Annotated in this window: 31 protein-coding genes and 1 pseudogene; 14 read left to right on the forward strand and 18 right to left on the reverse strand. The window is 69.2% G+C overall.

The window, feature by feature from the left end; translation table 11 throughout:
• Positions 1 to 293: 293 nt before the first annotated feature.
• The 4 genes from VFX99_RS05305 to VFX99_RS05320 all read right to left on the reverse strand — a co-directional run bounded on the left by VFX99_RS05305 (position 294) and on the right by VFX99_RS05320 (position 3,195).
• The gene (locus tag VFX99_RS05305) at positions 294 to 788 is read right to left on the reverse strand and encodes a YfcE family phosphodiesterase (RefSeq protein WP_329665273.1); all 495 of its coding nucleotides are present in this window, start codon (positions 786 to 788) and stop codon (positions 294 to 296) included.
• A gap of 15 nt (positions 789 to 803) precedes the next feature.
• Positions 804 to 1,256: a DUF5655 domain-containing protein gene (locus VFX99_RS05310; RefSeq protein WP_329665274.1), complete on the reverse strand. Its 453-nt coding sequence runs from the start codon at positions 1,254 to 1,256 to the stop codon at positions 804 to 806.
• A 50-nt stretch (positions 1,257 to 1,306) separates the two neighbouring features.
• A complete protein-coding gene (gene ychF / locus VFX99_RS05315; RefSeq protein WP_329665275.1) occupies positions 1,307 to 2,380 on the reverse strand; it encodes a redox-regulated ATPase YchF in 1,074 nt (357 codons plus the stop codon).
• Between the two features lie 65 nt (positions 2,381 to 2,445).
• A complete protein-coding gene (locus VFX99_RS05320) occupies positions 2,446 to 3,195 on the reverse strand; it encodes a class I SAM-dependent methyltransferase (RefSeq protein ID WP_329665276.1) in 750 nt (249 codons plus the stop codon).
• Between the two features lie 115 nt (positions 3,196 to 3,310).
• On the opposite strand from VFX99_RS05320, the gene VFX99_RS05325 reads away from it, so the two are divergent.
• Positions 3,311 to 3,940: a 3'-5' exonuclease gene (locus tag VFX99_RS05325; protein ID WP_329665300.1), complete on the forward strand. Its 630-nt coding sequence runs from the start codon at positions 3,311 to 3,313 to the stop codon at positions 3,938 to 3,940.
• 137 nt (positions 3,941 to 4,077) lie between these two features.
• Here the strand turns inward: VFX99_RS05325 and VFX99_RS05330 are convergent, their stop codons facing one another.
• Entirely contained in the window at positions 4,078 to 4,482 is a 405-nt protein-coding gene (locus VFX99_RS05330) for a VOC family protein (protein ID WP_329665277.1), read from the reverse strand.
• Between the two features lie 10 nt (positions 4,483 to 4,492).
• Positions 4,493 to 4,933, reverse strand: coding sequence for a helix-turn-helix transcriptional regulator (locus VFX99_RS05335; RefSeq protein ID WP_329665278.1), 441 nt, complete (start codon positions 4,931 to 4,933; stop codon positions 4,493 to 4,495).
• Positions 4,934 to 4,985: 52 nt separating this feature from the next.
• On the opposite strand from VFX99_RS05335, the gene VFX99_RS05340 reads away from it, so the two are divergent.
• A complete protein-coding gene (locus tag VFX99_RS05340; protein WP_329665279.1) occupies positions 4,986 to 6,326 on the forward strand; it encodes a DNA recombination protein RmuC in 1,341 nt (446 codons plus the stop codon).
• A 32-nt stretch (positions 6,327 to 6,358) separates the two neighbouring features.
• Here VFX99_RS05340 and VFX99_RS05345 read toward each other — a convergent pair whose 3' ends face one another.
• Both VFX99_RS05345 and glpX read right to left on the reverse strand, forming a co-directional pair.
• Positions 6,359 to 6,568, reverse strand: coding sequence for a UDP-N-acetylmuramyl pentapeptide phosphotransferase (locus tag VFX99_RS05345; RefSeq protein WP_329665280.1), 210 nt, complete (start codon positions 6,566 to 6,568; stop codon positions 6,359 to 6,361).
• Between the two features lie 148 nt (positions 6,569 to 6,716).
• On the reverse strand, positions 6,717 to 7,706 hold the full coding sequence (glpX, locus tag VFX99_RS05350; protein WP_329665281.1) for a class II fructose-bisphosphatase: 990 nt from the start codon (positions 7,704 to 7,706) through the stop codon (positions 6,717 to 6,719).
• A 189-nt stretch (positions 7,707 to 7,895) separates the two neighbouring features.
• Here glpX and fbaA point away from each other — a divergent pair, with 189 nt between their 5' ends.
• The gene (gene fbaA, locus VFX99_RS05355; protein WP_329665282.1) at positions 7,896 to 8,924 is read left to right on the forward strand and encodes a class II fructose-bisphosphate aldolase; all 1,029 of its coding nucleotides are present in this window, start codon (positions 7,896 to 7,898) and stop codon (positions 8,922 to 8,924) included.
• Positions 8,925 to 8,943: 19 nt separating this feature from the next.
• Here the strand turns inward: fbaA and VFX99_RS05360 are convergent, their stop codons facing one another.
• The 4 genes from VFX99_RS05360 to VFX99_RS05375 all read right to left on the reverse strand — a co-directional run bounded on the left by VFX99_RS05360 (position 8,944) and on the right by VFX99_RS05375 (position 11,397).
• The gene (locus VFX99_RS05360; RefSeq protein ID WP_329665283.1) at positions 8,944 to 9,492 is read right to left on the reverse strand and encodes an MOSC domain-containing protein; all 549 of its coding nucleotides are present in this window, start codon (positions 9,490 to 9,492) and stop codon (positions 8,944 to 8,946) included.
• An 84-nt stretch (positions 9,493 to 9,576) separates the two neighbouring features.
• Entirely contained in the window at positions 9,577 to 10,074 is a 498-nt protein-coding gene (locus VFX99_RS05365; protein WP_329665284.1) for a hypothetical protein, read from the reverse strand.
• A 103-nt stretch (positions 10,075 to 10,177) separates the two neighbouring features.
• Positions 10,178 to 10,894: a zf-HC2 domain-containing protein gene (locus VFX99_RS05370; protein WP_329665285.1), complete on the reverse strand. Its 717-nt coding sequence runs from the start codon at positions 10,892 to 10,894 to the stop codon at positions 10,178 to 10,180.
• Complete coding sequence (locus VFX99_RS05375; RefSeq protein WP_329665286.1) at positions 10,891 to 11,397, reverse strand: sigma-70 family RNA polymerase sigma factor; 507 nt, start codon at positions 11,395 to 11,397, stop codon at positions 10,891 to 10,893. Before VFX99_RS05375 ends, VFX99_RS05370 begins: the two co-directional genes overlap by 4 nt.
• Positions 11,398 to 11,484: 87 nt before the next feature.
• Here VFX99_RS05375 and VFX99_RS05380 point away from each other — a divergent pair, with 87 nt between their 5' ends.
• Complete coding sequence (locus VFX99_RS05380; protein ID WP_329665287.1) at positions 11,485 to 11,982, forward strand: DUF2231 domain-containing protein; 498 nt, start codon at positions 11,485 to 11,487, stop codon at positions 11,980 to 11,982.
• Positions 11,983 to 12,014: 32 nt separating this feature from the next.
• On the opposite strand, the gene VFX99_RS05385 is transcribed toward VFX99_RS05380, so the two are convergent.
• Entirely contained in the window at positions 12,015 to 12,605 is a 591-nt protein-coding gene (locus VFX99_RS05385) for a DUF6264 family protein (protein WP_329665288.1), read from the reverse strand.
• On the reverse strand, positions 12,602 to 13,642 hold the full coding sequence (locus VFX99_RS05390) for a 4-hydroxy-3-methylbut-2-enyl diphosphate reductase (protein ID WP_329665301.1): 1,041 nt from the start codon (positions 13,640 to 13,642) through the stop codon (positions 12,602 to 12,604). Before VFX99_RS05390 ends, VFX99_RS05385 begins: the two co-directional genes overlap by 4 nt.
• A gap of 114 nt (positions 13,643 to 13,756) precedes the next feature.
• On the opposite strand from VFX99_RS05390, the gene xseA reads away from it, so the two are divergent.
• From xseA to VFX99_RS05425, 7 genes are read left to right on the forward strand one after another with little or no spacing between them, the layout of a single operon-like run.
• On the forward strand, positions 13,757 to 15,088 hold the full coding sequence (gene xseA / locus VFX99_RS05395) for an exodeoxyribonuclease VII large subunit (RefSeq protein ID WP_329665289.1): 1,332 nt from the start codon (positions 13,757 to 13,759) through the stop codon (positions 15,086 to 15,088).
• Positions 15,089 to 15,097: 9 nt separating this feature from the next.
• Entirely contained in the window at positions 15,098 to 15,343 is a 246-nt protein-coding gene (locus VFX99_RS05400) for an exodeoxyribonuclease VII small subunit (protein WP_329665290.1), read from the forward strand.
• Between the two features lie 10 nt (positions 15,344 to 15,353).
• Complete coding sequence (locus VFX99_RS05405; protein ID WP_329665291.1) at positions 15,354 to 15,995, forward strand: DUF4245 family protein; 642 nt, start codon at positions 15,354 to 15,356, stop codon at positions 15,993 to 15,995.
• Positions 15,996 to 16,027: 32 nt separating this feature from the next.
• Entirely contained in the window at positions 16,028 to 16,642 is a 615-nt protein-coding gene (locus VFX99_RS05410; protein WP_329665302.1) for a carbonic anhydrase, read from the forward strand.
• Between the two features lie 34 nt (positions 16,643 to 16,676).
• On the forward strand, positions 16,677 to 18,071 hold the full coding sequence (locus tag VFX99_RS05415; protein ID WP_329665292.1) for a class II fumarate hydratase: 1,395 nt from the start codon (positions 16,677 to 16,679) through the stop codon (positions 18,069 to 18,071).
• A gap of 42 nt (positions 18,072 to 18,113) precedes the next feature.
• Positions 18,114 to 19,631: a HAMP domain-containing sensor histidine kinase gene (locus VFX99_RS05420; protein WP_329665293.1), complete on the forward strand. Its 1,518-nt coding sequence runs from the start codon at positions 18,114 to 18,116 to the stop codon at positions 19,629 to 19,631.
• Positions 19,628 to 20,284, forward strand: coding sequence for a response regulator transcription factor (locus tag VFX99_RS05425; RefSeq protein ID WP_329665294.1), 657 nt, complete (start codon positions 19,628 to 19,630; stop codon positions 20,282 to 20,284). Before VFX99_RS05420 ends, VFX99_RS05425 begins: the two co-directional genes overlap by 4 nt.
• A gap of 474 nt (positions 20,285 to 20,758) precedes the next feature.
• On the opposite strand, the gene VFX99_RS05430 is transcribed toward VFX99_RS05425, so the two are convergent.
• The 3 genes from VFX99_RS05430 to VFX99_RS05440 form a co-directional block, all read right to left on the reverse strand.
• Positions 20,759 to 22,114 carry a PhoH family protein gene (locus VFX99_RS05430; RefSeq protein ID WP_329665295.1) on the reverse strand — a complete coding sequence of 452 codons (1,356 nt, stop codon included), beginning with the start codon at positions 22,112 to 22,114 and terminating at the stop codon, positions 20,759 to 20,761.
• 189 nt (positions 22,115 to 22,303) lie between these two features.
• Positions 22,304 to 23,425, reverse strand: coding sequence for an aminotransferase class V-fold PLP-dependent enzyme (locus tag VFX99_RS05435; protein WP_329665296.1), 1,122 nt, complete (start codon positions 23,423 to 23,425; stop codon positions 22,304 to 22,306).
• Positions 23,426 to 23,466: 41 nt separating this feature from the next.
• Positions 23,467 to 24,246, reverse strand: a complete 780-nt coding sequence (locus VFX99_RS05440; RefSeq protein ID WP_329665297.1) for an isoprenyl transferase — start codon at positions 24,244 to 24,246, stop codon at positions 23,467 to 23,469.
• A gap of 115 nt (positions 24,247 to 24,361) precedes the next feature.
• On the opposite strand from VFX99_RS05440, the gene trhA reads away from it, so the two are divergent.
• Entirely contained in the window at positions 24,362 to 25,051 is a 690-nt protein-coding gene (gene trhA, locus VFX99_RS05445) for a PAQR family membrane homeostasis protein TrhA (RefSeq protein ID WP_329665303.1), read from the forward strand.
• A 42-nt stretch (positions 25,052 to 25,093) separates the two neighbouring features.
• On the opposite strand, the gene VFX99_RS05450 is transcribed toward trhA, so the two are convergent.
• The gene (locus tag VFX99_RS05450) at positions 25,094 to 25,423 is read right to left on the reverse strand and encodes a hypothetical protein (RefSeq protein WP_329665298.1); all 330 of its coding nucleotides are present in this window, start codon (positions 25,421 to 25,423) and stop codon (positions 25,094 to 25,096) included.
• Positions 25,424 to 25,507: 84 nt separating this feature from the next.
• Between VFX99_RS05450 and VFX99_RS05455 the strand changes: the two genes are divergently transcribed.
• Complete coding sequence (locus tag VFX99_RS05455) at positions 25,508 to 25,900, forward strand: DUF4307 domain-containing protein (RefSeq protein WP_329665299.1); 393 nt, start codon at positions 25,508 to 25,510, stop codon at positions 25,898 to 25,900.
• Positions 25,901 to 25,984: 84 nt separating this feature from the next.
• Positions 25,985 to 26,266 (forward strand): annotated as a pseudogene (locus VFX99_RS05460) (transcription elongation factor GreA); the annotation flags it as partial.

Here is a 26,266-nt window from a genome sequence, read left to right on the forward strand (position 1 = left end):
CCAGAGCACGAACGACACGACGGATGCCGCGAACCCCAGGACTTCGATGTGCGCGTTCACGACCTTCCTCCTCTCCCGCGTGGACTCCGGACAAGTGTCCGCACCAGAGCCGCCTCCGGGCTGTTCCGCGTCGGTTGGCAATGCGGAACAGGTCCACACCAGAGAGGAGGAAGGGCTCTCACCCTCAGATACCTCGGCCTCTGCGGGTCGATATGTCCACAGTGGTCCGGCCCGCCGGGACTCGCGTCCGGGAAAACCCTCAATCGCCTCACGGCCGGCCGCTCCGGCGGGCGTCAGAGGGGGACGAGCTCCACGTCGCGGATGGCGCCTCCGTCGGCGAGCGCGGTCATCATCGTGCAGCGGGGCTGACGACGGCGGTCGGTCGGCGAGCCCGGGTTCAGCAGCCGGAGCCCGCGCGGTGTGACGACGTCCCACGGGATGTGACTGTGACCGAACACCAGGACGTCGGTGTCGGGGAACGCGGCATCCATTCGCATGCTCCGCCGCTGCGCGTCGCCGGTCTCATGCACGACCGCGAACCGGACGCCTTCGATCTCGCGCCGGGCGATCGCGGGCAGGATCGCGCGCAGGTCCGCACCGTCGTTGTTGCCGTACACGCCCACGACCTCCGCGTGCTGCGCCAGGTCGTCGAGGACCGAAGCTGCGACCCAGTCGCCCGCGTGGATGACGAGATCCGCGTCGTCCGCCGCGGCACGGACCGCGGCGGGCAGTGTCCGCGCGCGCCCGGGGATGTGCGTATCGGAGAGGAGGAGCAGCCGCGTCGCCATACGGCCGACGTTACGTCACCCCGTCAGGTGCCGCTGCTCCCCGACCCGGTACGCCGCCGCCAGCCACACGGTGAACTCGTCGTCCACCTCGGCCGGCGAAGCGATCCGGAAGGCGTGAAGGATGTTGCGCGGCGAGTACGTCTCGATCCGTGTGAACCGAGGGTTCTCGATGCGCCGGTCCAGCACGAGATGGCCGCTCAGCCATTTCCGGCGGGGCATGACCGCCGCGAAGCTCATGCGGACGTGGAAGGCGATGCGGGTCTTCTCGGGCAGAACCGTGAACGGGCCGATGTCCTGCAGCACGGCTACGATCCGATCGAACGTGGCCCGGACCTGGGGCGCACAGGCGTCGAAGTGCCGGTCCAGGTCGCCGACCTCGGCGCAGGTGTGGGTCTGGTTGCGTGCGGCGAAGGTCCGTCCGCAGAGCGGACACCGCCACAACGGCGCGGCGCTCCGGTCCCGGTCCACGCGGCCAGTGTCGCCGACCGCCGAGCCCCGTTCAAGGGGCCGGATCACCGTCAGACGTTGAAGCGGAACTCCACCACGTCACCGTCCTGCATGACGTAGTCCTTGCCCTCCAGCCGGGCCTTGCCGCGCGAGCGGGCTTCGAGCACGGAGCCGGCGTCGACCAGATCGCCGAACGAGATGACCTCCGCTTTGATGAAGCCCTTCTCGAAGTCGGTGTGGATCACACCGGCGGCCTGCGGCGCCTTCCAGCCCTTGCCGATCGTCCAGGCGCGCGCCTCCTTCGGGCCTGCGGTCAGGTACGTCTGGAGTCCGAGCGTGTCGAAGCCGATGCGGGCGAGCTGGTGGAGGCCCGACTCGTCCTGGCCCGTCGATGCCAGCAGCTCTGCGGCATCCTCGGGGTCGAGATCGATGAGCTCGGACTCGATCTTCGCGTCGAGGAACACGGCGTGCGCCGGCGCGACGAGTGCCTCGAGGGCATCCTTGGCCGCGGCATCCGTCAGCACGGCCTCATCCACGTTGAAGACGTAGATGTACGGCTTCGCTGTGAGCAGCCCCAGTTCGCGGATGGGCGCGATGTCCACACCCGAGTGCGAAACCAGGATGCCGCGTTCGAGCGCGTCCCTGGCCGCGACGGCCGCTTCGAGCACAGCGGGGTCGGCCTTCTTCCCCTTGACCTCTTTCTCGATGCGGGGGACGGCCTTCTCCAGCGTCTGCAGGTCGGCCAGCATGAGCTCGGCGTTGATCGTCTCGAGGTCGTTCTTCGGGTTGACGTCGCCCTCGACGTGCACGACGTCGTCGTCGGTGAAGCCGCGCACCACCTGGGCGATCGCATCGGCCTCGCGGATGTTCGCAAGGAACTGGTTGCCGAGTCCCTCCCCCTCGCTCGCGCCGCGGACGATGCCCGCGATGTCGACGAAGGAGACGGTCGCCGGCAGGACGCGCTCCGAGTGGAAGACCTCGGCGAGCTTCTCGAGCCGGGGGTCGGGCAGGCTCACGACCCCGATGTTCGGCTCGATCGTCGCGAACGGATAGTTCGCCGCCAGCACATCGTTCTTGGTCAGCGCGTTGAACAGGGTGGACTTGCCGACGTTGGGCAGGCCGACGATGCCGATAGTGAGAGCCACGGGAGTCCAGTCTACGTGGGGCGCACACGCCCCTCCGGCGGGGCGTCACGGCGGCGCGGGGGCTCTCAGGGGCGGACCGCACGGTACGCGCGTGTCACATACGGCAGCTCCACGACCTTGTCGCCCACCGCCCCGATCTCGTCGAACAGCTCGAGGAGACCGGCTTCGATGGCCGCACGGTCCGCGGGCGTCGCCGTGATGATGTAGCTGCGCGAGTGCGCCATCGCCAGGAGCGAGTCGCGCGTCATCGGGCGCGTCCACCGCCACTGAGCACTCTCGACGTCGCCGAACGGCGGCTCGATCGGCGGGTCGCCTCCCGCGAGCATCTCCTCCGCGTGGCTCCCGTGCATGATCTCGGTCAGGCGCCGCACCCAGGCCGCGGACTCGTCGCGGATGTTCCAGACCACGCCGAGCACCCCGCCCGAGCGGAGGACTCGACCGACCTCCGCCGACCCCGCTGCCGGGTCGACCCAGTGCCACGCCTGGCCGAGCAGGACCGCGTCGACGCTCGCGTCGGGCAGGGGCAGGCTCTCGGCCGACCCCACGAACGTCGGCACGCCGTGCACGTGCTCCCGGAGCGCGGCGAGCATCTTCGCGTCGGGATCGATTGCGACGACCTCGGCGCCGAGTTCCACGACCGCCCGGGTGAGCTTGCCCGTCCCGGCGCCGACGTCTGCGACGCGCAGACTGCGCTCGCCGCCGACGACGGGCTGCAGCATCCAGTCGACTGCCTGGATCGGATAGTCGGGCCGACCGGACTCGTACGTTCCGGCGGCGGACCCGAAGGAGGTCGACATCTCTTCGTTGCTGGCCATGCTCAGAACCCTAACCGCGCTGCGACGCGAACAGAGGGGGTTCCGGCCGATGTCCGTGCCCGCCTTCGCGGCGCGCCTCCGCATGCTCGTGCGTCCACGCCTGGACGCTGGACTCGTGCCTCTGGATTTCACCGCCATCGACTTCGAGACGGCGAATTCCAGCAACGCGTCCGCGTGTGCGGTGGGACTGGCCCGGGTCCGCGACGGCCGCGTGGTGGCGACCGCGGGGTGGCTCATCCAGCCGCCGCCCGGTCATGACAGGTTCTTCGAACTGAACACCCGCATCCACGGGCTCCGGGCCGAGGACGTGGTCGGCGCGAAGACGTGGAGCGAGCAGCTCGACGACCTCGCGGACTTCGCGGGCGCCGATGTGCTGGTCGCGCACAACGCGGGCTTCGACATGATGGTGCTGCGGCGAGCGTGCGAGGCGACCGGGGATCAGTACCCGCCCTACCGGTATGTGTGCAGCCTTCAGGTCGCGCGCAAACTCTACGATCTCGAGTCGTACCGGCTGCCGTCGGTGGCGGCCGCCGCCGGGTTCATCGATTTTCCGCACCACGACCCGACTGCCGATGCACTCGCCTGCGCGCACATCATGATCCACGCGGCGCAGCTGGTGGGCGCGGGCGACATCACCGGGCTGGCGGAGTCCGCGGGCGTGCGCACGTCGCGCATCTTCGTGCCCGAGCCCGCCCCCGTGCCGCAGCCGACGCTGGCGCCGGAGTTGTTCGCGACCGTCGCCTGAGGCCTTCGCCGAGCCGCGTGCACAACGTCGCTGATCCGCAAGCCCGTCGGCGGCGGCGGCGCGGCGTTCCTCGGATCCGGACACGCGTGGCGTCCGAAAGGCGACGTTGTGCACGCGCCCAGCGGTCGACCGACTCGTCAGGCTGCCTGCGCGATGCGGACCATGTTGCCGGACGGGTCGCGGAAGGCGCAGTCGCGCTGACCCCAGCCCATGTCCATCGGCTCCTGCAGCACCTCGGCGCCGGATGCCCTGACGGCCTCGAAGGTCGCATCGAGGTCGTCGGTGTTGAACACCAGCATCGGCAGGACCCCCTTGGTGAGCAGCTCCTGCATGGCATCGCCGTCGGCCTGCGAGCGGCCGGCGTGCGGATCGGACAGGACGATGCCCAGTCCCGGCTGCGCAGGCGTCCCGAGCGTGACCCAGCGGTGATCGCCCGATCTCACATCGTTCTGCACATCGAGGCCCAGCGCATCGCGGTAGAAGGCGATCGACTCGTCGACGTCGGTCACCGTGACGTTGGTGTACTGGAGTGCGATGGTCATGCCGGTGACGCTACGCCGCGGTATGCTCGCGCACTTCTCCGATTCTGCTCGATGACTCCCGGGTCGGACGCGTGTTCGACTTGGCCACGCAGGAGGGCATCGCCTTGACCGCGTCGTGCTCGCGGCTGCGGTACGCCGACGGCGTCATGCCGACGATCTCCGCGAACCGCGAGCTGAACGAGCCGAGCGAGGTGCAGCCGACCGCCATGCAGGCGTCCGTCACGCTCGTACCGCCGCGAAGCAGGGCCATCGCGCGCTCGATCCGACGCGTCATCAGGTAGGCGTACGGAGTCTCGCCGTAGGCAGCTCGGAACTGCCGGGAGAAGTGTGCCGGAGACATCAGCGCCTTCGCAGCCATGGTCGGAACGTCGAGCGGCTTGGCGTATTCGCGGTCGATCAGATCGCGCGCACGACGCAGGTGAGCGAGATTCTCGATCTCCTGCGGGGTCATGATCCGACGGTAGCACCAGGCCCATGTCGGACGCCCGGGCCATCCTGAGCACATGGACGCACTCACCTTTTCCGTGATCGTGATCGGCTGCCTCGCCGCGGGCATGCTCGCCGGGTGGTTCGCCGGCGCAGCCCGCGTGGCTGCCCGCGCGACCCGGTCCCACGCCGACCTGAGGGCGCGGTTGGCGGCCAGCGACGCCGGCCGTCAGGGGGTGCAGGCGCAGCTCGACCACCAGCAGCTGCTCTATCGCGAGCTCGCCGCCCAGGCGCGTGCCGATCAGGCGTCGCGCGAAGAGCGCGAACGGCGCGAGCAGGCGGTGCTGCGCGCGCTCGCGCCCGTGCACGAGACGCTGCAGTCCATGCAGACCAAGGTCGACGACCTCGAGCGCGACCGGCATTCGCAGTTCGGCAGCCTCGCCGAGCAGCTGCGGCGCGCGCAGCAATCGGACGAGGCTCTCCGCGCCACCACCGAGTCGCTCGCGAGCGCAATGCGCTCCGGCAGCACGCGGGGCGTCTGGGGCGAGACGCAGCTGCGACGGGTCGTCGAGGCTGCCGGGCTCACCCGCTACGTCGACTTCGACACCCAGACGTCGATCATCTCGGATGCCGGGGCGGGCCGCCCCGACATGGTCATCCGGCTGCCGGGCGACAAAGCCATCGCGGTCGATGCGAAGGTGCCTCTCGACGCGTACCTGGAGGCCAGCGCCATCCCGCTGACGGCGCCCGGCGCGGAGGGCGCCCGCCGCAAGACCCTCCTCGACCGGCATGTCAAAGCCGTCCGCGCGCACGTCGACTCGCTGGCGAAGAAGGCGTACTGGGCGGGGCTCGCCTCGAGCCCCGAGTTCGTCGTGTGCTTCGTGCCGAGTGAATCGCTCCTGGCCGCCGCGCTCGAGGAGGATCCGTCGCTGCTGGACTACGCGTTCGGCAAGCGAGTGGCGCTCGCGTCGCCGGTCAACCTGTGGGCCGTGCTGAAGACGGTCGCCTACACCTGGACGCAGCAGGACGTCTCACAGGAGGCGCGCGCGCTGTTCGAGCTGGGCAATGAACTATACGAGCGGCTGGGCAAGCTCGCCGGTCACGCGGACGACCTGCGCCGAGCGCTGGAGCGCACCGTCGACAGCTACAACCGGTTCGCCGGATCGCTCGAGTCCCGGGTGCTCGTCACCGCGCGCCGCTTTCCCGGTATCGATCAGACCAAGCTCGACGCGCTGGGCGAGCCGGCGCTCGTGGAGAAGTCCCCGCGCCGGCTCATCGCGCCCGAGCTTCTCGACGCCGCACTCGAGACCGAGCACGAGCGCCCGGATGCAGACGCGGCGGGAGCGGCATCCGACGGCGCGCTGCTGAGCGCAGACCTCGGCGATCTGCGGGATCGCATCGCGCCGCTCGCCGATTGACGTTCCGGAACGTCACCACCGGGCGGATCAGATCAGGCGCCGCCGGGGACGAAGCTGAGAAGGGCGATCGCCGCAGCGGAGACGGCGAGAAAAGCGCCGATCGGCCACCAGGCCGAGATCTGATGGTCCTCGTCGCGGCGGACGCGGAAGAGCACATCGGGCCGCCGGGCGGGGTCTGTCGCATTCGCGACGACGGCGATCGCGCCCGTCTGCGGCTTGGCACCGCCTGCCTGTGCCGGCATGGCAACCCCCTCGGGTTCGAGAACACAGCTGCGTCCTCGTTGACACCTGTTCGATTGTGCCAGAGTCAGCGTGCGCGCAGGATCACGACTCAGTCACGTCTGCAACGCCGGTCACACTGCAACCTCCGTTGCACTCGTCTCGACCGGTCTACAGCCACTTCGACGTGAGGTGCTCCGAGACGATGCGGCGGAGCGTGCCCGACCGTCCGCGCAGCACCACGCTCTCGCTGTAGATGTAGTCGCCCTCTCGGCGCACGCCGGCGACGAGCTGGCCGTCGGTGACCCCCGTGGCGACGAAGATCGTGTTGCTGCCGGTGACGAGCTCGTCGGCCTCGTAGACGTGACCGTCGGTCTTCAGCCCGTGGTCGGCGCCCTTCTGGCGCTCGTCGTCGTCGCGCGGCCACAGGATGCCCTGGATGTGACCGCCGAGCGCCTTGATCGCGCACGCGGTGACGATGCCTTCCGGGCTGCCACCGACCCCGACGCACATGTCGGTGCGCGCATTGTGGCGCGCGGCGTTGATCCCACCGGCCACGTCGCCGTCGGACATCAGGCGAGTGCCTGCGCCGGCGGCACGGATGTCGGCGATCAGCTGCTCGTGGCGCGGGCGGTTCAGCACCGACACGACCATCTCGTCGATGGGCTTGTCCAGCGCCTTCGAGAGCAGACGGATGTTCTCGCCGATCGGCAGGCGGATGTCGACGACGCCGACGCCGGCGGGGCCGGTCACGAGCTTGTCCATGTAGAACACCGTCGAGGCATCCAGCATGGTCCCGCGCTCCGAGACCGCGATCACCGAGAGGGCGTTCTGCCGGCCTGCGGCGGTCAGCGATGTGCCGTCGATCGGATCGACGGCCACGTCGCACTGAGGACCTCGGCCACTGCCGACTTTCTCGCCGTTGTAGAGCATCGGCGCTTCGTCCTTCTCACCCTCGCCGATGACGATCGTGCCGTCGAAGTTCACCGTCGTGAAGAACGCCCGCATCGCGTCGACGGCCGCGCCGTCGGCCGCGAGTTTGTCACCCCGTCCGATGAAGGGCACGGCGCGGATCGCCGCCGCCTCGGTGGCGCGCACCAACTCCAGCGCGAGGTTGCGGTCGGGATGCAGCGGACTCATGTCGGCGGTAAGGCTCACCATGAAGCCAGCCTAGCGACGCGTCGGGCGGCGGACCGGGCTCGCGGCCGCCGGCCGTGCGAAGGAATCACGATTCTTACGCGGGCGGCAGGGATGCACGTGCTTGGCCTGTCCCACCCTCCGCGCCTGCTCGCGCGCCGTGCCCCTTCGATAGAGTGACGGTGGAACCCCGCACACGACCAAGGAGCCGTCATGCCCGTCGCCACCCCCGAGCAGTACGCCGACATGCTGGACCGCGCGAAGGCCGGAGGATTCGCCTATCCGGCGTTCAACGCGTCCAGCTCGCAGACCGTCAATGCGATCCTCCAGGGTCTGACCGAAGCCGGCTCGGACGGAATCATCCAGGTCACGACGGGCGGAGCGGATTACTTCGCAGGTCACACCGTCAAGGCTCGCGCGACCGGAGCCCTCGCGTTCGCGCGGTTCGTGCACGAGGCCGCCAAGAGTTACCCGATCACGGTGGCGCTGCACACCGACCACTGCCCGAAGCCGGCCCTCGAAGACTTCGTGCTGCCGCTGATCGCCGAGTCCGAGAAGGTCGTCGCCGAGGGCGGCAACCCGATCTTCCAGTCCCACATGTGGGATGGTTCGGCTGTGCCCCTCGACGAGAATGTCGACATCGCCAAGGAGCTGCTCCCCCGTATGAAGGCGATACACGCGATCCTGGAGGTCGAGATCGGCGTCGTGGGCGGCGAGGAAGACGGCGTGCAGCACGAAGGATCGAACGACGCGCTCTACACGACCGTCGCCGATGTCACCAAGGCGGTCGAGGCTCTGGGGCTGGGCGACCAGGGCAGGTGGATCGCCGCGCTCACGTTCGGCAATGTGCACGGCGTCTACGCTCCCGGCAACGTGAAGCTCCGTCCCGAACTGCTCGGCGAGATCCAGGAGGGGATCGCGTCGAAGTTCGGCACCGATCCGAAGCCGCTCGACCTCGTCTTCCACGGCGGCAGCGGCTCGACGGACGAGGAGATCGCGCTCGCGGTGTCCAACGGCGTGATCAAGATGAACATCGACACTGACACGCAGTACGCCTTCACGCGCGCAGTTGCAGGGTTCATGTTCAGCAACTACGACGGCGTGCTGAAGGTCGACGGATCGGTCGGCAACAAGAAGGCCTACGACCCGCGCGCCTGGGGCAAGATCGCCGAAACCGCGATGGCCGCGCGTGTCGTCCAAGCGACGCAGCAGCTCGGATCCGCGGGCAAGTCGCTGTCTTGACGCGACGCGGAACAATGCATCAGGCAGGGCCGATGTAACCGTCGAGCAGTCCCGGCGCGCCTTCGGGTCGCGAGAGCACCACGATCGGATCGCCCGCCTCCACGAATCCGTTGCGGACCACCCGCAGGTACGGTCCGAGGCGGCGTTCGGCTGAGAATCGCTTCACCCAGCCGCGCTGTTCGGCCCCGCCGACCCACCGCGCGAAGGTCTGGCAGGGGGTGCGGGGCATCGTCACCTCGACGGTCACCGTTTCGCCGATGCGCCACACTTCGCCGATGCGGGCGGCGTTCACGTCGATCCCCTCGGTGCGCAGGTTCTCGCCGAAGAACCCCGACGCGAGGGGACGACCGAGCTCACCCTCCCAGAACGCAGCATCCTCCTGGGCGTACGCGTACAGCGCCTTGTCGAGTCCGCCGTGATGCTTCCGATCGGCCTGCACGTCGGCGCGCACGCCGTAGCGGCCGATGCGGACGCGTCCGTCGACCTGACGCTTGTCGATCGCCGTGACGCCGTTGCCGGCATCGGGACGCAGCTGATGGACGACGCAGACGGCCAGGAGGCGAGGCATCCGGTCATCTTACGGGCGAGCGAGCACCCGACCGCCCCTGCACGCGGCTCGGGCGGGCCGGCCCCCGACCTGCCCGCCCTCTCCTCAGCCCGCCATCCGCTCCCCTGCGGGTGTGAGGACCCACCACACCTCGTTCACGCCCTGGCCGTTGACGTCTCCGGCTGCCGCGTCGCCGGCGAAGTAGTACAGCGGCCAGCCGTTGAGCGTCACCTGCAGGGCGCCGTCGATCCCCGTGATCGTCCCGACCTCACCGGTCACGCCCTCGACCGTGGGCGATTCCGAGTCCGTCGTCAGTGCGGGCCAGTTCGCCGCGCACTGACCCGAGCACGAGCTGGACGTCGCGCCCTGCGTGTCGTTGTCGAACATGTAGACGGTCATGCCCTCGCCGTCGACGACGATCTCCCCGAGGGATGAGTCGGCCGTTCTCAGCAGGGCGTCCGCAGCGTCGGGAGCGGGAGTCGACTCCTCGGCTGCCGGCGGAGCACTCGTCTCGACGTCCGCCGGAGGAGAGCCGGCGGTACACCCCGCGAGCGCGAGGAGGAGGGCGAACGCCGCAGCGCTCGCAGCGAGCGATTTCTTCATGACGCATCCTTCCGGTCGCGACCGCGAACGGCGGTCACTGGTGACACGGTGCGCGAGCGGGATCCGTTCACCGGATGTCCGTCACACGTCACCACCGTCCGGATCAGGGAGAAACTGCGCCGTCGAGTTCGTAGCGCATCAGAACGCGACCGGATTCGATACCGCGGATCTCGATCGCGCCGATGTCCGCGACGCCCAGCGCCGAACCAGCGCTGATCCGCGCGGTCGAGCCGGGCAGCGCCCGCCACGTCGACACGTCCTGCGCCACCCCGTCGACGCCGACGACGGTCAGCGCGTAGGGCCACCCCTCGGCCGGGGCATCCGCGTCGCCCCGGGCCGTGTAGCGGCATTCCAGCTCGATGCGCGTGCCCCATCCCACGCTCGAGAGGCGCACGCTCGCTTCGAGGGGCACGTCGGCGACGGCCTCCAGGGCGAACGCCGCGGTCGGCGCCGAACGCACGATCGTCACGGGGATCGCGATCGCCGCGATCAGCACGACGACTGCAGCGGCAGCAGCCACCCACCAGTTGCGACGGCGGCGAATCGCCCGTCTGCGGGCCAGCACCACCACCTCGTCGCGCACCGACGCGTCCGGTCCCTCCGCTACGGCACCCTCAGCGAGCTCCGCATCGATTCCGGCCGCGCGGTCCGCACTCACACGCGACAGCAGTCCCACCGTCGGGCTCAGTTCCGCGATGGCGCGGCGGCACTCCCCGCAGCCGGCGAGGTGCTCCTCGAACTGGCGCCGTTCCGTCGATGACAGTGCGCCGAGCACGTACGCGGCGTCCCATTCGGCGAAGTGCGCGTGATCGGGACTCATCGCGTCACTCCTCTCTCCTGAAGAGCCAGTCGCATCGCGCGCAGGCCATAGTGCAGTCGCGACTTCACGGTGCCTTCCGGGATGTCGAGCTCGCTCGCGGTCTGCGCGACACTGCGACCTCCGTAGTAGCAGCGAAGGATCACGGCGCGGTGCTCAGGGCTCAGTACTGCGAGCGCCTCCTCGATCAGCAGCGCTTCGAAGAGGGCGTCGGTGTCGTCGGTTCCGACCCGCTCGGGAACCTCGGCGACGACGTGCTCGTGACGGCGGCGGGCACTGCGAGCGTCGTCGATCACCAGGTTGCGGGCCACGGTCATCATCCACGAGCGCATCGTGGCCGGATCCTGCTCGAGCATGCGCGGATTGCGCCACGCACGCAGCAGGGTCTCCTGCACGATGTCATCCGCCCCCGCCCGGTCGCCGGTGAGGCGCACGACGTAGCGCCAGACCGGTGCGGCGTGAGCGTCGTACAGGGCACCCAGGCGCGCACCGTCGTCCCCCGGCATCCCGCACCTCCCTCACTGAAGACACGAGAAGGATGCTGCGGCGGTTCACTGCGTGAACCTCACGCCGCGCTCTGTCGTTCTCCCAGTATGAACGTTCGGCTTTCGGCGGGCACCCTGCAGATCGGCGGGCTGCCGCTTCATCCGCTCATCGTGCATGCCACCGTCATCCTGGTGCCGCTCACGGCGCTGGCGGTCATACTCGGAACGGTGTGGCCGGCTGCTCGCAGGCGCCTGGGCATCGTCACACCGCTCGCGGCGCTGGTCGCCGTGATCCTCGTGCCGATCACCGTCGTGGCCGGCGAATCCCTGCGCGACGTTGTCGGCCCGCTTCCCGGGGTGGCTCAGCACGAAGCACTGGGGCGGATGCTGCTGCCCTGGGTACTTGCGCTGTTCGTCGCGAGCGCAGGTCAGTGGGCGTGGTACCGGTGGGGCGTTCCGCGGATGCAGCCGGAGCACGCACGCCGGGCATCCGTCATCTCGATCGTGATCGGCGTCATCGCCGTGGTCGCCGCGGTGGGCGCGGTGGTGGTCGTGGCGCTGATCGGCGAGTCGGGCGCTCGCGCCGTGTGGGGCGGGCTCGGCTGACTCGTCAGCGCGGTGAACGCGCCGGGCGGTGGTCAGCGCGCCGTGTCGAGGATCGCGTTCCAGACCGCCGGGTCCGACACGATGGGGACCATGAGCAGGGTGCCCGAGACGAAGAGGAAAACAATGCCCGCGACGAGCGGGATCCACCACGTGACACGCCCGGCCTTGAGGCTGCGCCACGACACGTAGGCGGTGATGAGCCAGCCGATCGCCAGCACGAGGGCGGCGGCCACACCCCAGGGCCGCCCCGCCCCCGGATCGGCGAGCTCGGTGTCCACGCCGAGCAGGCTCAGCAGGGTGCTGGCATAGGCCTCGTAGCCGATCATGCTCGGGATGCTGGTCACGACGTTGACCAAGCCGTACACCAGCAGCGCGATCGTCGCGACACGATCCGCGAACCGACCGCTTCTCGGGGGCGCCGCCGCCGGCGCAGCCACAGAGGGCGCCGCTTTCGCGGGAGCGCCGTGCAGCGCATCCGGGTCCTGACCGGTCTCGAGCAGCCAGGTCATGTCAGGCTGCTGGATGCGTGCGCGCTGCTCCTCCGGGGTGGCGTACTCGCCGTACTGCGGCCGGGGTCGCTCGTCGGAGCCGTTCGACGAGGGACGCTCCGCCGGATCGGTCATGAGCTGACCCGCCCTCCGAGCGCTCGCGCGTCGCGTTTGCCCGAGGAGTCCTGGCGCAGTTCCTTGGGCAGCGAGAACAGCAGATCCTCCTCGGCGGTCTTGACCTCTTCGACATCGCGGTAGCCCGCGCCGGACAGATCGGCGAGCACCTCCTGCACGAGCACCTCCGGTACGGAGGCCCCGCTGGTGACCCCGACGGTCTCCACGCCATCCAGCCACTCCTGCTTGACCTCGTCGGCGTAGTCCACACGGTAGGCGGCCTTGGCGCCGTACTCGAGCGCGACCTCGACGAGCCGCACGCTGTTGGAGGAGTTGGCCGACCCGACGACGATCACCAGGTCGGCATCCTTGGCCACCTTCTTGATCGCCACCTGGCGGTTCTGGGTCGCGTAGCAGATGTCGTCCGAAGGCGGATCCTGCAGCTGGGGGAAGCGGACTCGCAGTCGGCGCACCGTTTCCATGGTCTCGTCGACCGAGAGCGTCGTCTGCGACAGCCACACGACCTTCGACGGATCGCGCACCTCGACGAGATCGGCGTGGTCGGGCGAGTTGACGACCGTGACGTGATCGGGCGCCTCGCCCGCGGTGCCCTCGACCTCTTCATGGCCCTCGTGGCCGATGAGCAGGATCTCGAAGTCGTCGCGGGCGAACCGCACGGCTTCGCGATGCACCTTCGTGACGAGCGGGCAGGTCGCGTCGATCGCCTGCAGACCGCGATCGGATGCCGCGTTCACGACTGCCGGCGACACACCGTGCGCGCTGAACACGACGTGCGCGCCCGGCGGGACCTCGTCCACCTCGTCGACGAAGATCGCGCCGGCTGCCTCGAGCTCGGTGACCACGTGGATGTTGTGGACGATCTGCTTGCGCACGTAGACCGGCGCGCCGAACCGCTCGAGTGCCTTCTCCACGGCGATGACGGCACGATCGACCCCGGCGCAGTAGCCGCGCGGAGCGGCGAGGAGCACCTTCTTGTGTCCGGATACGGGGATATCCTGGAGGCGCTCGCGCCGCCGCGGAACGCGGGGAACGGGCATACGGACAGCCGAGTTGCTCACACCGCGAGTCTACGGGGGCGGTCTGTGCGCGGGCCGTGCGCGCAGACGACCACCCACTCTCGCCGTCCGACAGACCCGAATCGAAAGGACCGGATGACGACGTTCCACGCTGAGCCCGTTCCCGGTCAGCCGCCGCCGCCCGATTCGGTGCGACCGCGGGACTCGACGCCGCACGCGCCGACCTCAGTCGGCCGCCTCAACGACACCATCCGCGGTTTCATCGAGACCTGGGGGTCCGTGTGGGTCGAGGGCGAGATCACGTCGTGGAACGTCCGCACCGGCAACGTGTTCGGCCGGCTCAAAGATCTGTCGACCGACGCGATGATCTCGTTCCGAATCTGGTCGAGCACCCGCCACCGCCTGCCGGCCGATCTCGCCGTCGGCGATCACGTCATCGCGGCGGTCAAGGCCGACTACTTCGTCAAGAGCGGCGACTTCAGCTTCTCGGTGTCGTCGATGCGGCACGTCGGACTCGGCGATCAGCTGGAGAAGCTGGAGCGCCTGCGCGCGGCGCTGCGCGCCGAGGGGCTGTTCGATCCGGCGCGCAAGAAGCCGATCCCGTTCCTGCCGCAGGTGATCGGGCTGATCACCGGCCAGAAGTCCGACGCCGAGAAGGACGTCCGCCACAACGCCGAACTGCGCTGGCCGCAGGTCCGCTTCCGCGCGGCGTACGCGTCGGTGCAGGGCGACCGCTGCGTCCCCGAGACGATCGGCGCCCTGAAGGCACTGGATGCCGACCCCAACGTCGACGTGATCGTGATCGCTCGCGGCGGGGGCGACCCGCAGCACCTGCTCGGATTCAGCGACGAGCGGCTGCTGCGCGCGGTGGCGGCGGCATCCACTCCGGTCGTCAGCGCGATCGGACACGAGAACGACCATCCGCTCCTGGACGATGTCGCGGATCTGCGCGCCTCGACGCCGACCGATGCAGCCAAGCGCATCGTCCCGGACGTCGTCGAGCAGCGCGCCGTGGTCGCCCAGCTGCGGTCGCGCCTGACGATGCGGCTCTCCCAGCGGGTGAGCCACGACATCGCCCAACTCGAGCAGCTGCGCTCACGTCCGGTTCTCCGCGCACCGGAGTCGATGATCGACGCCCGCGCGCAGCAGCTCTGGCTGCTCGTCGGGCGGGGGCGGGACGTAGTGGATCGCCGGATCGAGTCGCAGTCGCGCCGATCCGCCGAGCTGCGGGCCGCACTGCGAACGCTGTCACCCGCCTCCACCCTTGCGCGCGGGTACGCCATCGCCCACCTGACCGACGGGGTCATCGTGCGCGACGCCGCGCAGGCTCCGGCGGGCGCCCCGGTGCTGGTGACCGTGGGTCGCGGATCGTTCGCCGCGCGCTCCGACGGCGAGGTGCCGGAGAGTCCGCGGGCGCCACTTGCCGCCGACGCGGCGGCCGCGGAACCGGCCGCAGAGCCGATCTAGGATGGATACATGAGCGCATCGAGCGAAGCCGTCGGCGACGTCGCGGGCCTCTCCTTCGAACAGGCCCGGGACGAACTCGTCCGGGTCGTCGCCGAACTCGAACAGGGTGCTCCCACGCTCGAGCACTCCCTCGCACTCTGGGAGCGCGGCGAAGCCCTCGCCGCCCGGTGCGAGGAGTGGCTGCTCGGTGCGAAGCGCCGTCTCGAGGCGGCCAGGTCCGCACCGGCAGGCGCGACCGAGAGCACGGAAGCATGACGGTTCGCTGATGGCGCAGAAACCACGAGTCGTCGCCGAGCTCGGCCGCCCCGAGACTCCCGACGAAGCCGCTGCCCGCAAGGCGGAGTCATCGCGCGTGTACCGCGCGAGTCAGAACACCCGCAATCTGATCGCAGCCCTGCTGGTCACCCTCGCCGTCGTCGCGATCATCATCCTCGCGGTCCCGCGCGGTGAGCTGCCGCCGGCTGAGCCGATCGACGTCGCCGCGGTCGCTGCTGAGATCGAGAGTGCAGAGGGCCGCACCGTCGTGGTCCCCGATGTTCCGGACGAGTGGATCGTGAACCGAGCGTCGATCGAAGGCGACTCGACCGCCGCGTGGACCATCGTCTACGTCCCCGATGAGGAGGCCGGCTTCCTGCGCGTCGCCCAGGGCTTCGACGCCGACCCCGCCTGGACCACCCGTGTCCTCAGCGGCGCCTCCGTCGGCGGCACCGTCACGATCGGCGGGGTCGAGTGGGATCGATATGACATCCCCGATCCGGCGCGGGCGGGCAACATCTCGGCCGCGCTGAGCACTTCGGCCGGCGCTGACACGATCCTGGTCTACGGCTCTACGGACGACGAGACGCTGGAGCGCGCCGCCGCCTCAGTCGCCGACCAGGTGCTCGAGCTGCGCGAGGCGACGCCGTGACCGCACCGACGCCGTTGAAGGCGTGGCAGGAGATGCAGCGCGGCAACGCGCGATTCGTGTCCGGTGAGCCACGGCATCCGCGTCAGGATGTCGAGCGCCGTGCGGAGCTGGCGCTTGGACAGAAGCCCCGCGCGGCGCTGTTCGGCTGCTCGGACTCGCGCCTGTCGGCCGAGATCATCTTCGACAAAGGGCTCGGCGATCTGTTCGTCGTCCGCAACGCGGGCCAGGTGATATCCGACTCGGTGGTGGGCAGTCTGGAGTACGCGGTCGCGGTACTCGGAGTGCCCCTGATCGTCGTGCTCGGTCACGACGAGTGCGGTGCCGTGGGCGCGGCCATCCACAGCCTCGACGTCGATGCGCCCGCCCTGCCCCCGCACATTTGGCGGCAGATCGCCCCGATCGTGCCCGCCGTGCGTCGCGTCCAGCGCGAGACATCGATCGACGGCAGCCCTCCCGCCGAGATCGACGCCGATCTGGTCGGACGCGAGCATCTGCGCGACACGGTCGCCGATCTGCTTCACTCGTCGGAGCTGATCAGCGACGCCGTCGCCGAGGGACGGCTGGCGATCGTCGGCGCGAACTACCGGCTCGCCGAGGGCACCGCGGTGCCCGACATCATCCTCGGCGTCGTGACCGACGACGCCTGAGCACACATCCCGAACTGTGGAGGGGAACGAAGACGTGACCGACATCGAGTACCGCATCGAGCACGACACCATGGGCGAGGTGCGCGTGCCCAGGGACGCTCTGTATGCCGCGCAGACGCAGCGCGCCGTGGAGAACTTCCCGATCTCAGGCGACGCACTCGACCCGGCACAGATCGTCGCCCTCGCACGCATCAAGAAGGCCGCCGCGCTCGCGAACAAGGAACTCGGCACCCTCGAGCCCACCATCGCCGACGCCATCGCCCGGGCGGCGGACCGCATCATCGCCGGCGAGCACGCCGACCAGTTCCCCATCGACGTGTACCAGACCGGCAGCGGCACGTCGTCGAACATGAACATGAACGAGGTGCTGGCGACGCTCGCCTCGCGCGACCTCGGATCGCTGGTCCACCCCAACGACCACGTGAACGCGTCGCAGTCCTCGACCGACGTCTTCCCGACATCCGTCCACCTGGCCGTCACCCAGGAGCTCATCGATGACCTCATCCCGGCTCTCGACCACCTGGCGGTGGCACTGGAGGCGAAAGCCGAGGCATGGAAGGACGTCGTCAAGTCCGGACGCACCCACCTCATGGATGCGACGCCGGTCACGCTCGGCCAGGAGTTCGGGGGGTACGCGCGTCAGATGCGGCTCGGCATCGAGCGGGTGCAGGCGGTCCTTCCGCGCGTCGCCGAGGTTCCGCTGGGCGGCACGGCCGTCGGCACAGGCATCAACACTCCGCTGGGCTTCCCGCAGAAGGTGCTGGAGATCATCGTCGATGACACCGAGCTGCCGATCACCGAGGCCAAGGACCACTTCGAGGCGCAGGCCAACCGCGACGGGCTCGTAGAGGCGTCCGGCGCCCTGCGCACGATCGCGGTGTCGCTGACGAAGATCAACAACGACATCCGGTGGATGGGCTCCGGTCCGAACACCGGGCTGGGAGAACTGCACATCCCCGACCTGCAGCCGGGCTCGTCGATCATGCCCGGCAAGGTCAACCCCGTCGTACCTGAGGCGACCCTCATGGTGTGCGCGCGGGTGATCGGCAACGACGCCACGATCGCGTGGGCGGGGGCATCGGGCTCGTTCGAACTCAACGTCGCGATTCCGGTGATGGGCACGGCGCTGCTGGAGTCCATCCGGCTGCTGGCGAACACGATGCGGATCCTGGCGGACAAGACCATCGACGGTCTCGAGGCCAACGTCGAGCGTGCGGCCGCCTACGCCGGCATGTCGCCGTCGATCGTGACACCCCTGAACAAGCTCATCGGCTACGAGGCGGCCGCCAAGATCGCGAAGCACTCCGTCGCCAGGGGCATCACCGTCCGCGAGGCCGTGCTCGACCTGGGCTACGTCGATCGCGGCGAGATCACCACCGAGCAGCTGGACGAGAAGCTCGACCTGCTGTCGATGACCCATCCGGGCTGATCCGGAGGCATCCCCATGTCCTCCCGGCGCGATCAACGGGACGTGACTCAGAAGTCCCGCCCCATTTCGGCGCGCGCTCGCATCCTGGGGGCGATCCTGGCGGTGGCGTGCATCGGACTCGCGATCGTCGGAAGCGTGACGTTCCTGGTGCAACGCGAGCGGGTGCTGTCCGAGATCGACGACCGCCTCAAGTCGCAGGTGGAACGTCTGCACGCTGTGGCCGGAGACGAGGCGGATGCCGCGGACGGCGGGACCTCCGGTGCCGCGACGGCCAGCGAGGACGTCGACATCGATGACTTCGCGACGGTCGGCGACTTCCTCCAGGCGGCTGTCGCCCGTCTCGTCCCGGCGCGCAATGAGGGCTCGGTGGCCATCCTGGACGGGAAGGCCAGCTACCGCCCCGAGACGCTGTCGGGTTTCGACATCTCACAGAACCAGAAGCTGATCGACAGCGCCATCGACGGGATCGAGCGCAGCGGCGCGACGATCATGGACACGGCTGTGACCGATCAGGGGTCGCTGCGGTACATCGCGATACCCGTCTCGCTGAGCGAGGATCCGCAGACCGGCATCTACGTGCGCGCGGTCGATGTCGAGGCGGAGCTCGCCCCGGTGACGGCCGCGATCACGACGTACTCGATCGCGGCCGTCGCGGTGCTGGTCGCGATCGGCGTCGTCTGCTGGTTCGTCGCGGGACGCCTCCTGTCGCCGATCCGCGACCTCCGGGATGCCGCCGATGCGGTCACCCTGGGCGACCTGTCGCCGCGCCTGTCCCCGCAGGGGAACGACGACATCTCCGACCTGACCCGGACGGTCAACTCGATGCTCGACCGGCTGGAGGGCTCGGTCGATGTACAGCGGCAGCTGCTGGACGACGTGCGCCACGAGCTGAAGACGCCGATCACGATCGTTCGAGGTCACCTCGAGATGATGGATCCCGGCGACGCGGCGGATGTCGCGGCGACACGTGAGATCGGAATGGCGGAGCTCGACCGCATGAACCGCCTCGTGGACGACATCGACCTGCTCGCGACGGTGGAGGGCGACGGGTTCACGATGGCCCAGGTCGATCTGCGCGCGCTCACCTCGCGGTTCGGCGAGCTCGTGTCCGTGATCCCCGGGCATGTCTGGACCGTCGAGGAGACCGCCGATGGACACATCCTCGGAGACCAGGACCGTCTCCTGCAGGCGTGGCTCCAGTTGGCCGACAACGCGGCGAAATACACCCCTGAGGGCTCCACCATCGACCTCGGCAGCCGGCTGGACGAATCCGGCGCCCAGCTGTGGCTCAGCGATCACGGCCCGGGCATTCCGCCTGCCGCGCGTCACCGGATCTTCCGTCGCTTCGACCGTGCGCACGGCAAGCGGTCCGTGGGGGGATCCGGACTCGGGCTCGCGATCGTGGACGCGATCGCGAAGGGGCATGGCGGCCACTGCGCGGTGACCGACACGCCGGGCGGCGGGGCCACGTTCACCATCCACCTTCCCCTGCCGACGACCGAGCTGCCGGCACCGGTGCGCGCCGGCGACGTCGTGCTGCAGCGCGAGGCCGCGGGATGAGCAGGATCCTCCTCATCGAAGACGAGCCGCGCATCGCCGAGTTCGTCAGCCGCGGTCTGGAGTCGGCCGGCTACTCCACCGTCATCGTCGATGACGGTGCCGAGGGTCTGGACCGCGCACTCGAGGACGACATCGACCTCGTGCTGCTGGATGTCGGACTGCCGACGATGGACGGCTTCGAAGTGCTGCGTCAACTGCGCGCCCAGGGGTCCGGCGTTCCGGTCATCATGCTGACGGCGCGGTCGAGCACGCGCGACACCGTCGAAGGTCTGGATGCCGGAGCGAACGACTACGTCTCGAAGCCGTTCACCTTCGAAGAACTGCTCGCGCGCGTACGCTCGCGCCTGCGGGAGAGCACGACCACCGCGGGCGTCGCCGTGTCGCACGGCGAGGTGGTGCTCGACATCCTCGGTCGAAGGGCGACGGTAGACGGTCGCGAAGTCGAGCTGTCCGCCCGCGAGTTCGCGTTGGCCGAGCAGTTCCTGCGCAGTCCCGGGCGCGTCCTCAGTCGCGAACAGCTGCTGAGCAGCGTATGGGGACTCGATTTCGACCCGGGTTCGAACGTGGTGGACGTATACGTGCGGTACCTCCGCGGCAAGCTGGGCGCGCACCACATCGTCACCGTCCGCGGTGCCGGATACCGGTGGGAGTGACGAGGCGCAGCACGAAGAAGCCCCCGGTGTTGGGGGACACCGGGGGCTGGGAGAGGCCGGGCTGGGGGTAGCCGGCCATGGCAATCGCGTCAGCCTGGGGGAACGCGCGATTGCTCTCTCTTCGACACGGACGACGGCACAGATAGGTCGCGTCCGGACGCGGCACCCGCCGAAGCGGAGGATTGTGATTCGGTCCGAGGGATCGCCGGCGACCCGGTGACATCCGCTCGAGCGGGGTTGTGCGGAATCGCGACCACGCGCACGACATCCACGCTGTCTGCAACCGTGGCTGTGCCACCGATCGCCGGTCGCGAGCGAGTCTCCACGAATGTCCTCTCGATACACGCGCGTATGCGCATCCATCCATGGTGTCAGACGTGCATGAGCAGAGGAGGAGATCAGCATGAGACTCTTCTCATGCTGAGGGCCGGGATGCGGCATCCCGGCCCTCTTCCGCGCGTTCAGGACTGTCCTTCAGCCGATCTCGCCGGCCTCGAGCAGGTCGGTGACGAGTGCGGCGATGGCCGAACGCTCCGACCGCACCAGCGTCACGTGTCCGAAGAGATCGTGGCCCTTGAGCGTCTCGATGACCGACGCGACACCGTCATGACGGCCCACGCGCAGGTTGTCGCGCTGACCCACGTCGTGAGTGAGCACGACGCGGGAGTTCTGCCCCATCCGGCTGAGCACCGTGAGCAGGACGTTGCGTTCCAGCGACTGCGCCTCGTCGACGATCACGAAGGCGTCGTGGAGCGAACGGCCCCGGATGTGGGTGAGCGGCAGCACCTCGAGGAGTCCCCTTTCGATCACCTCTTCGACGACGTTGCCTGAGACGACCGAGCCGAGTGTGTCGAACACGGCCTGACCCCAGGGGTTCATCTTCTCGCCCTGATCACCGGGGAGGTATCCCAGTTCCTGCCCGCCGACGGCGAACAGCGGCCGAAAGACGATGATCTTGCGCTGCTGCTGGCGCTCGAGGACGGACTCGAGCCCGGCGCACAGCGCCAGCGCCGACTTGCCGGTTCCGGCGCGCCCGCCCAGCGACACGATGCCGACCTCGGGATCGAGCAGGAGGTCGATCGCGATGCGCTGCTCGGCCGAGCGTCCGTGCAGTCCGAAGACCTCCCGGTCGCCGCGCACCAGCCGGTAGTCGCCGTCGCCGGTGACACGACCCAGGGCGGAGCCGCGCTCGGAGTGGATGATGAGCCCGGTGTTCACGGGCAGCCCCAGGACGTCCTCGCCGGTGCCGATCTCGGTCTCGTAGAGGTCGCTGATGTCATCGCCGGAGACGTCGATCGTGGCGATCCCGGTCCAGCCGGAGTCGACCGCCTGCTCGGCGAGATACTCCTCCGCGGTGATGCCGAGCGATGCCGCCTTGACGCGCATCGGGAGGTCCTTGGACACGATGGTGACGTCCTGACCGTCCTGCGCGAGATGCATGGCCACGGCGAGGATCCGGCTGTCGTTGTCACCCAGTCGCATGCCCGACGGGAGCACGCTCGCGTCGGTGTTGTTCAGCTCCACCCGGAGGGTGCCGTCATTCCCGACCGGGACGGGGAAATCAAGCCTGCCGTGTTCGACGCGCAGCTCGTCGAGGTGCCGCAGCGCCTGCCGGGCGAAGTAGCCGATCTCGGGGTCGTGGCGTTTGCCCTCGAGCTCGGTGATCACCACGACGGGGATCACGACACTGTGCTCGGCGAAGCGGAAGAACGCTCGCGGATCGCTCAGCAGCACGGATGTGTCGAGGACGTAGGTGCGAAGATCCTGGTCCTGCTCGACGATCTCCGCGGCATCCTGACGGTGCTGCTTCTGTGGTGCTCGTGTGATCACAACCCACTCCCGACCCGGGTGTCATCACCCGGCAGTCACGAGTCGACCAGTGGTCACGAGTCGCGATCCGTAGGGCCGACCCGACCGGGCACCGTGCCCGATGACATGACGCTACGACCGGCAAACGACACTCGTGTTACCGACACGCTGGCGGATGTTACGCGCTGGTGAATTCCTGAGGAAGGGCTCTCACCACACGCGAGCGGAGGAGAACGCGGCCAGCGCGTCGCCGAAGAGGCGCAGGGTGTCGGCCCCGGTTCCGACGTGCGGCGCGACCCGGATGAGGCCGGAGCGGACCGTGACGGTGATCCCGTGATTGGCCAGCGACGCCGCCAGCGGACCGACGTCCTGCGGCGCAGGGGCGAGCGTGACGATCCCGGCCCGGCGCTCCGGCTCGCGCGGCGTGAGAACGGGCACCTCGTAGCGGTCCGCGAAGAAGATCACGTCCCGCGAGCGCTCCGAGAGCTCGGCGTCGATGCGCTCGACGCCGACGTCGCGCACATCGCGCAGCGCGCTGGCGAGCCGGGCCACCGCGAGACTGTCCGGGCGACTGACGGAGAACGCCTGAGCGGATGCCGCAGGCTGTGGCACCAGGTCGACCGGCAGGTCGCCGTCGACGCCCGCCCAGCCCGACAGCACAGGAGCGAGGCGCTCGAGGGCACGCTCGCCGAACCATGCGAACCCGGTGCCGCGGCCGGCGCGCAGCCATTTGTAGCCGTTGCCGCACACGACGTCCGCTGCGGCGTAGTCGGCGGAGACCGCTCCGAAGCCCTGCATCGCGTCCACGATCAGCATGCGGTCGCCGACGACCTCCCGAAGCGCGGTGAGATCGGCCCGATAGCCCGTCCGGAAGTCGACCAGGCTGACGGCGAGAGCTCGGGTGTCGTCCGTGAGCGCTTCGCGGACGACCTCGGGCGTGACGAATCCGTCCGCCGGCTCGATCCACTGGAGGTCGATCGAACCGAGAGCGTCCGCAGCGCGCGTCGCCGTCACGGTCAGGCTCGGAAACTCCGCCCTCGACAGCATCAGTCCGCCGGCGAGACCGTAGAGAGCCTGCATCAGGCCGTACGTCGTGGAAGGCTGCAGGACGACCTGCTCGGCATCCGAGTCCAGCAGTTCGGCGAGGATCTCGCGGGCCTCGCCGACGTGCTCACCGACCAGGTCCATGCCCGTTCGCCGCCCCGATCCGAGCAGCTCGGCGTCGGCGTGCACTTCGCTGCGCACTGCCGGAGACAGCGGGCCGAACGCGGCCCAGTCCAGATATCCCGCTTCGCCGTCGAACGAGGCGAGGAATTCGTCCAGGTCGGTCACCGCTCAATTCTGCCACGGTGCCGTGTCCTGGGCGCCGGCGGTCAGCTGCCGTAGCGCCGGTCCCGGCTGGAATAGTCGCGGATCGCGCGGAGGAAGTCGACCTCGCGCAGGTCCGGTCCGAGCGCCTCGACGAAGTAGAACTCACTGTGGGCGGACTGCCAGAGCAGGAAGTCGCTCAGCCGCTGCTCGCCCGAGGTCCGGATCACCAGGTCGGGGTCGGGCTGGCCGCCGGTGTACAGGTGCTCGCCGATCTGCTCCGGCGTGAGGCTCGCCGCGAGCTCTTCGAGCGACCCACCCTCCTCGTCGTGCTTGGCGATGATGCTGCGGACGGCGTCCACGATCTCACCACGTCCTCCGTAGCCCACGGCCAGGTTGACGTGGAGTCCGGTGTGATCCTTCGTGCGCTCCTCGACGTCCACGAGCACCCGTGCCAGCTCGGGCGGCAGCCGGTGCGCTCGGCCCACGTGCTGCACACGCCAGTCGCGCTCGCGCGACAGCTCATCGGCGAGCTCGGCGATGATCTCGATGAGATCCGCGAGCTCCTGCGAGTCCCTCTTGCGCAGATTGTCGTTGGACAGCAGGTAGAGCGAGACCACCTGAACGCCGACGTCGTCGCACCAGCCCAGGAACTCCCGCATCTTCGCGGCACCCGCGCGATGACCGTGGGCCGCCGAGTCGTACCCGAGCTGTCGCGCCCATCTGCGGTTCCCGTCGATCATCATCGCGACGTGGCGCGGGACGGCGGCGGCGGCGAGCTGGCGGCGCAGTCGATTGATGTACAGCCGGTAGAGAGGGCCTCTGCCCTCGCTCGACGCGCTCACATGCCTACGCTACCGTCGGGCGACCCGAGTGCCTTCTCCGGCATACGGCGACGCGTAGGCTCAGGGAGTGGCCCGCAGCACGAGTTCCGACCCCACCGAGGACGAGGGCGCGGAGATGCCACAGCTGCCGCTCCTCGAAGTCGCCGAGCTCGACGCCACGATCGACATCCGCCCCAGCTGGCGCGGATGGATCCACGCGGCGACGTTCCCGATCGCGATCGCCGCAGGCATCGTCCTGATCGTGCTGGCTCAGGGCGCTCCGGCGAAATGGGCGTGCGCGGTCTTCATGGCGACCTCCCTGCTGCTCTTCGGCAACTCCGCGCTGTACCACCGCTTCGACTGGGGCCCCCGAACGCGGGCTGTGCTGAAGCGGATCGACCACGCCAACATCCTGCTGCTGATCGCCGGCACGTACACGCCGATCGCGGTGCTCGCCCTTCCGACAGACAAGGCGATCATCCTCCTGTCGCTCGTGTGGGGCGGCGCGATCCTGGGCATCCTGTTCCGCGTGTTCTGGATCGATGCTCCGCGCTGGCTGTACGTGGCCCTGTATCTGGTGCTCGGCTGGGCAGCCGTGATGTACATGATCGACCTGTTCCAGGCCAACGCCGCGATGATGATCCTCGTGATCGCGGGCGGGCTGCTGTACACCGGCGGTGCTGTCGTCTACGCGTTGAAGAAGCCGAACCCGTGGCCCGGCCACTTCGGATTCCACGAGATCTTCCACGTCTGCACGGTCCTGGCGTTCCTGTGCCACTGGACGGCCTGCCTGCTCATCGCCGTGAACCCGGCTTACCACGCCTGATCCGCTCCATCCCCTCAGCGGCAGGCAAGCGGATGCCGCTGATCAGCGCGTCGGCCCGTTCGGCGTCGACGCATCGTCCGGGAACTGCTCCTCCGGCCCGCCGGCATCGATGTCCTGGTCGTCGACCTCGGTTGCCCGCACCGCTGCCCCGGCCTGCTGCTCGGCATCCAGTTCTTCGTTGATGTCCGCACGGACGCGACCGCGGCGGATGCGGCGCATCATGTCCCACACCAGAGCCACGACGGCGAAGGCGAGCAGCGCGATCACGACGAAGCCCCACGGGCCGGGCGACACCAACGCCGGGTCGACGGTGGGCTCGGGTGTGGCGGTCGCGGCGGCGGCGTACGCGAGGGCGATGAGCGCATCGTGCATGGTGTCCTCGTTCCGCGCGAGAGCGCATAGCCTGGATGCTCCAGCCTAATCTTCAGGCGGAGCACGCACTTTCTATGGGGCCCGATGACCACGCAGGACATGCTCGACGAGCGCTACGGTCGCACGAGCTCGCCCGAAAAGCGGTGGACGATCGGGATCGTCGCCGTGATCGCGGCCACCCTCGTCGGTCTGTTCGCCTGGATGACGATATCGAGCACGCTCGACGATGTCGCCGCGGACACCACGGGCTTCACCGTGCAGGACGAGCGGACGGTCGAACTGGCCTTCCAGATCACCGCGCCGACCGGGCGCACCGTCGCATGCGCGCTCGAGGCGCAGGACGAGGACCACGGCGTCGTGGGCTGGAAGATCGTCGAATACCCCGAGTCCGACCTGCGCACGCGAGCGTTCCGCGAGCTGATTCCGACGACGGCGGAGGCGACGACAGGTTTGGTCAACGCCTGCTGGGTGACGTAGTCTGACCTGACACAGTCGACAGACGCCCTGGCCGGAGCCGGGGCGTTTTGACATACCAGCCACCGCCGACCGAAGGAGGCAGACGTGTCAAACGATGCCCCGGTGACGTTCCTCACCCAGGACGCATATGACAGGCTCGCCGCCGAACTCGAGCGACTCTCGACGACCGGCCGCGAGGAGATCGCCAAGCGCATCGAGTCCGCGCGCGAAGAGGGCGACCTCAAGGAGAACGGCGGCTACCACGCGGCCAAGGACGAGCAGGGCAAGCAGGAGGCGCGGATCCGCACGCTGCAGCACCTGCTGAAGACCGCCACGGTCAGCGAGGCTCCGCAGAGCAGCGGCGTCGTGGAACCGGGGACCGTCGTG

The organism is Microbacterium sp. (genome assembly GCF_036277215.1).
GTDB lineage: Bacteria > Actinomycetota > Actinomycetes > Actinomycetales > Microbacteriaceae > Microbacterium.

Bases quoted from the DNA above. Each gene is read 5' to 3' on its own strand.
- VFX99_RS05305 (WP_329665273.1), bottom strand. From the start codon at position 788: ATGGCGACGCGGCTGCTCCTCCTCTCCGATACGCACATCCCCGGGCGC.
- VFX99_RS05450 (WP_329665298.1), bottom strand. From the start codon at position 25,423: ATGCACGATGCGCTCATCGCCCTCGCGTACGCCGCCGCCGCGACCGCC.
- VFX99_RS05425 (WP_329665294.1), top strand. From the start codon at position 19,628: ATGAGCAGGATCCTCCTCATCGAAGACGAGCCGCGCATCGCCGAGTTC.
- VFX99_RS05370 (WP_329665285.1), bottom strand. From the start codon at position 10,894: ATGAGTCCCGATCACGCGCACTTCGCCGAATGGGACGCCGCGTACGTG.
- VFX99_RS05390 (WP_329665301.1), bottom strand. From the start codon at position 13,642: ATGCCCGTTCCCCGCGTTCCGCGGCGGCGCGAGCGCCTCCAGGATATC.
- VFX99_RS05405 (WP_329665291.1), top strand. From the start codon at position 15,354: ATGGCGCAGAAACCACGAGTCGTCGCCGAGCTCGGCCGCCCCGAGACT.
- VFX99_RS05330 (WP_329665277.1), bottom strand. From the start codon at position 4,482: ATGACCATCGCACTCCAGTACACCAACGTCACGGTGACCGACGTCGAC.
- glpX (WP_329665281.1), bottom strand. From the start codon at position 7,706: ATGGTGAGCCTTACCGCCGACATGAGTCCGCTGCATCCCGACCGCAAC.
- VFX99_RS05455 (WP_329665299.1), top strand. From the start codon at position 25,508: ATGACCACGCAGGACATGCTCGACGAGCGCTACGGTCGCACGAGCTCG.
- VFX99_RS05400 (WP_329665290.1), top strand. From the start codon at position 15,098: ATGAGCGCATCGAGCGAAGCCGTCGGCGACGTCGCGGGCCTCTCCTTC.
- VFX99_RS05340 (WP_329665279.1), top strand. From the start codon at position 4,986: ATGGACGCACTCACCTTTTCCGTGATCGTGATCGGCTGCCTCGCCGCG.
- VFX99_RS05380 (WP_329665287.1), top strand. From the start codon at position 11,485: ATGAACGTTCGGCTTTCGGCGGGCACCCTGCAGATCGGCGGGCTGCCG.
- VFX99_RS05375 (WP_329665286.1), bottom strand. From the start codon at position 11,397: ATGCCGGGGGACGACGGTGCGCGCCTGGGTGCCCTGTACGACGCTCAC.
- VFX99_RS05320 (WP_329665276.1), bottom strand. From the start codon at position 3,195: ATGGCCAGCAACGAAGAGATGTCGACCTCCTTCGGGTCCGCCGCCGGA.
- VFX99_RS05365 (WP_329665284.1), bottom strand. From the start codon at position 10,074: ATGAAGAAATCGCTCGCTGCGAGCGCTGCGGCGTTCGCCCTCCTCCTC.
- trhA (WP_329665303.1), top strand. From the start codon at position 24,362: ATGCCACAGCTGCCGCTCCTCGAAGTCGCCGAGCTCGACGCCACGATC.
- VFX99_RS05410 (WP_329665302.1), top strand. From the start codon at position 16,028: ATGCAGCGCGGCAACGCGCGATTCGTGTCCGGTGAGCCACGGCATCCG.
- xseA (WP_329665289.1), top strand. From the start codon at position 13,757: ATGACGACGTTCCACGCTGAGCCCGTTCCCGGTCAGCCGCCGCCGCCC.
- VFX99_RS05385 (WP_329665288.1), bottom strand. From the start codon at position 12,605: ATGACCGATCCGGCGGAGCGTCCCTCGTCGAACGGCTCCGACGAGCGA.
- VFX99_RS05335 (WP_329665278.1), bottom strand. From the start codon at position 4,933: ATGACCCCGCAGGAGATCGAGAATCTCGCTCACCTGCGTCGTGCGCGC.
- VFX99_RS05345 (WP_329665280.1), bottom strand. From the start codon at position 6,568: ATGCCGGCACAGGCAGGCGGTGCCAAGCCGCAGACGGGCGCGATCGCC.
- fbaA (WP_329665282.1), top strand. From the start codon at position 7,896: ATGCCCGTCGCCACCCCCGAGCAGTACGCCGACATGCTGGACCGCGCG.
- VFX99_RS05360 (WP_329665283.1), bottom strand. From the start codon at position 9,492: ATGCCTCGCCTCCTGGCCGTCTGCGTCGTCCATCAGCTGCGTCCCGAT.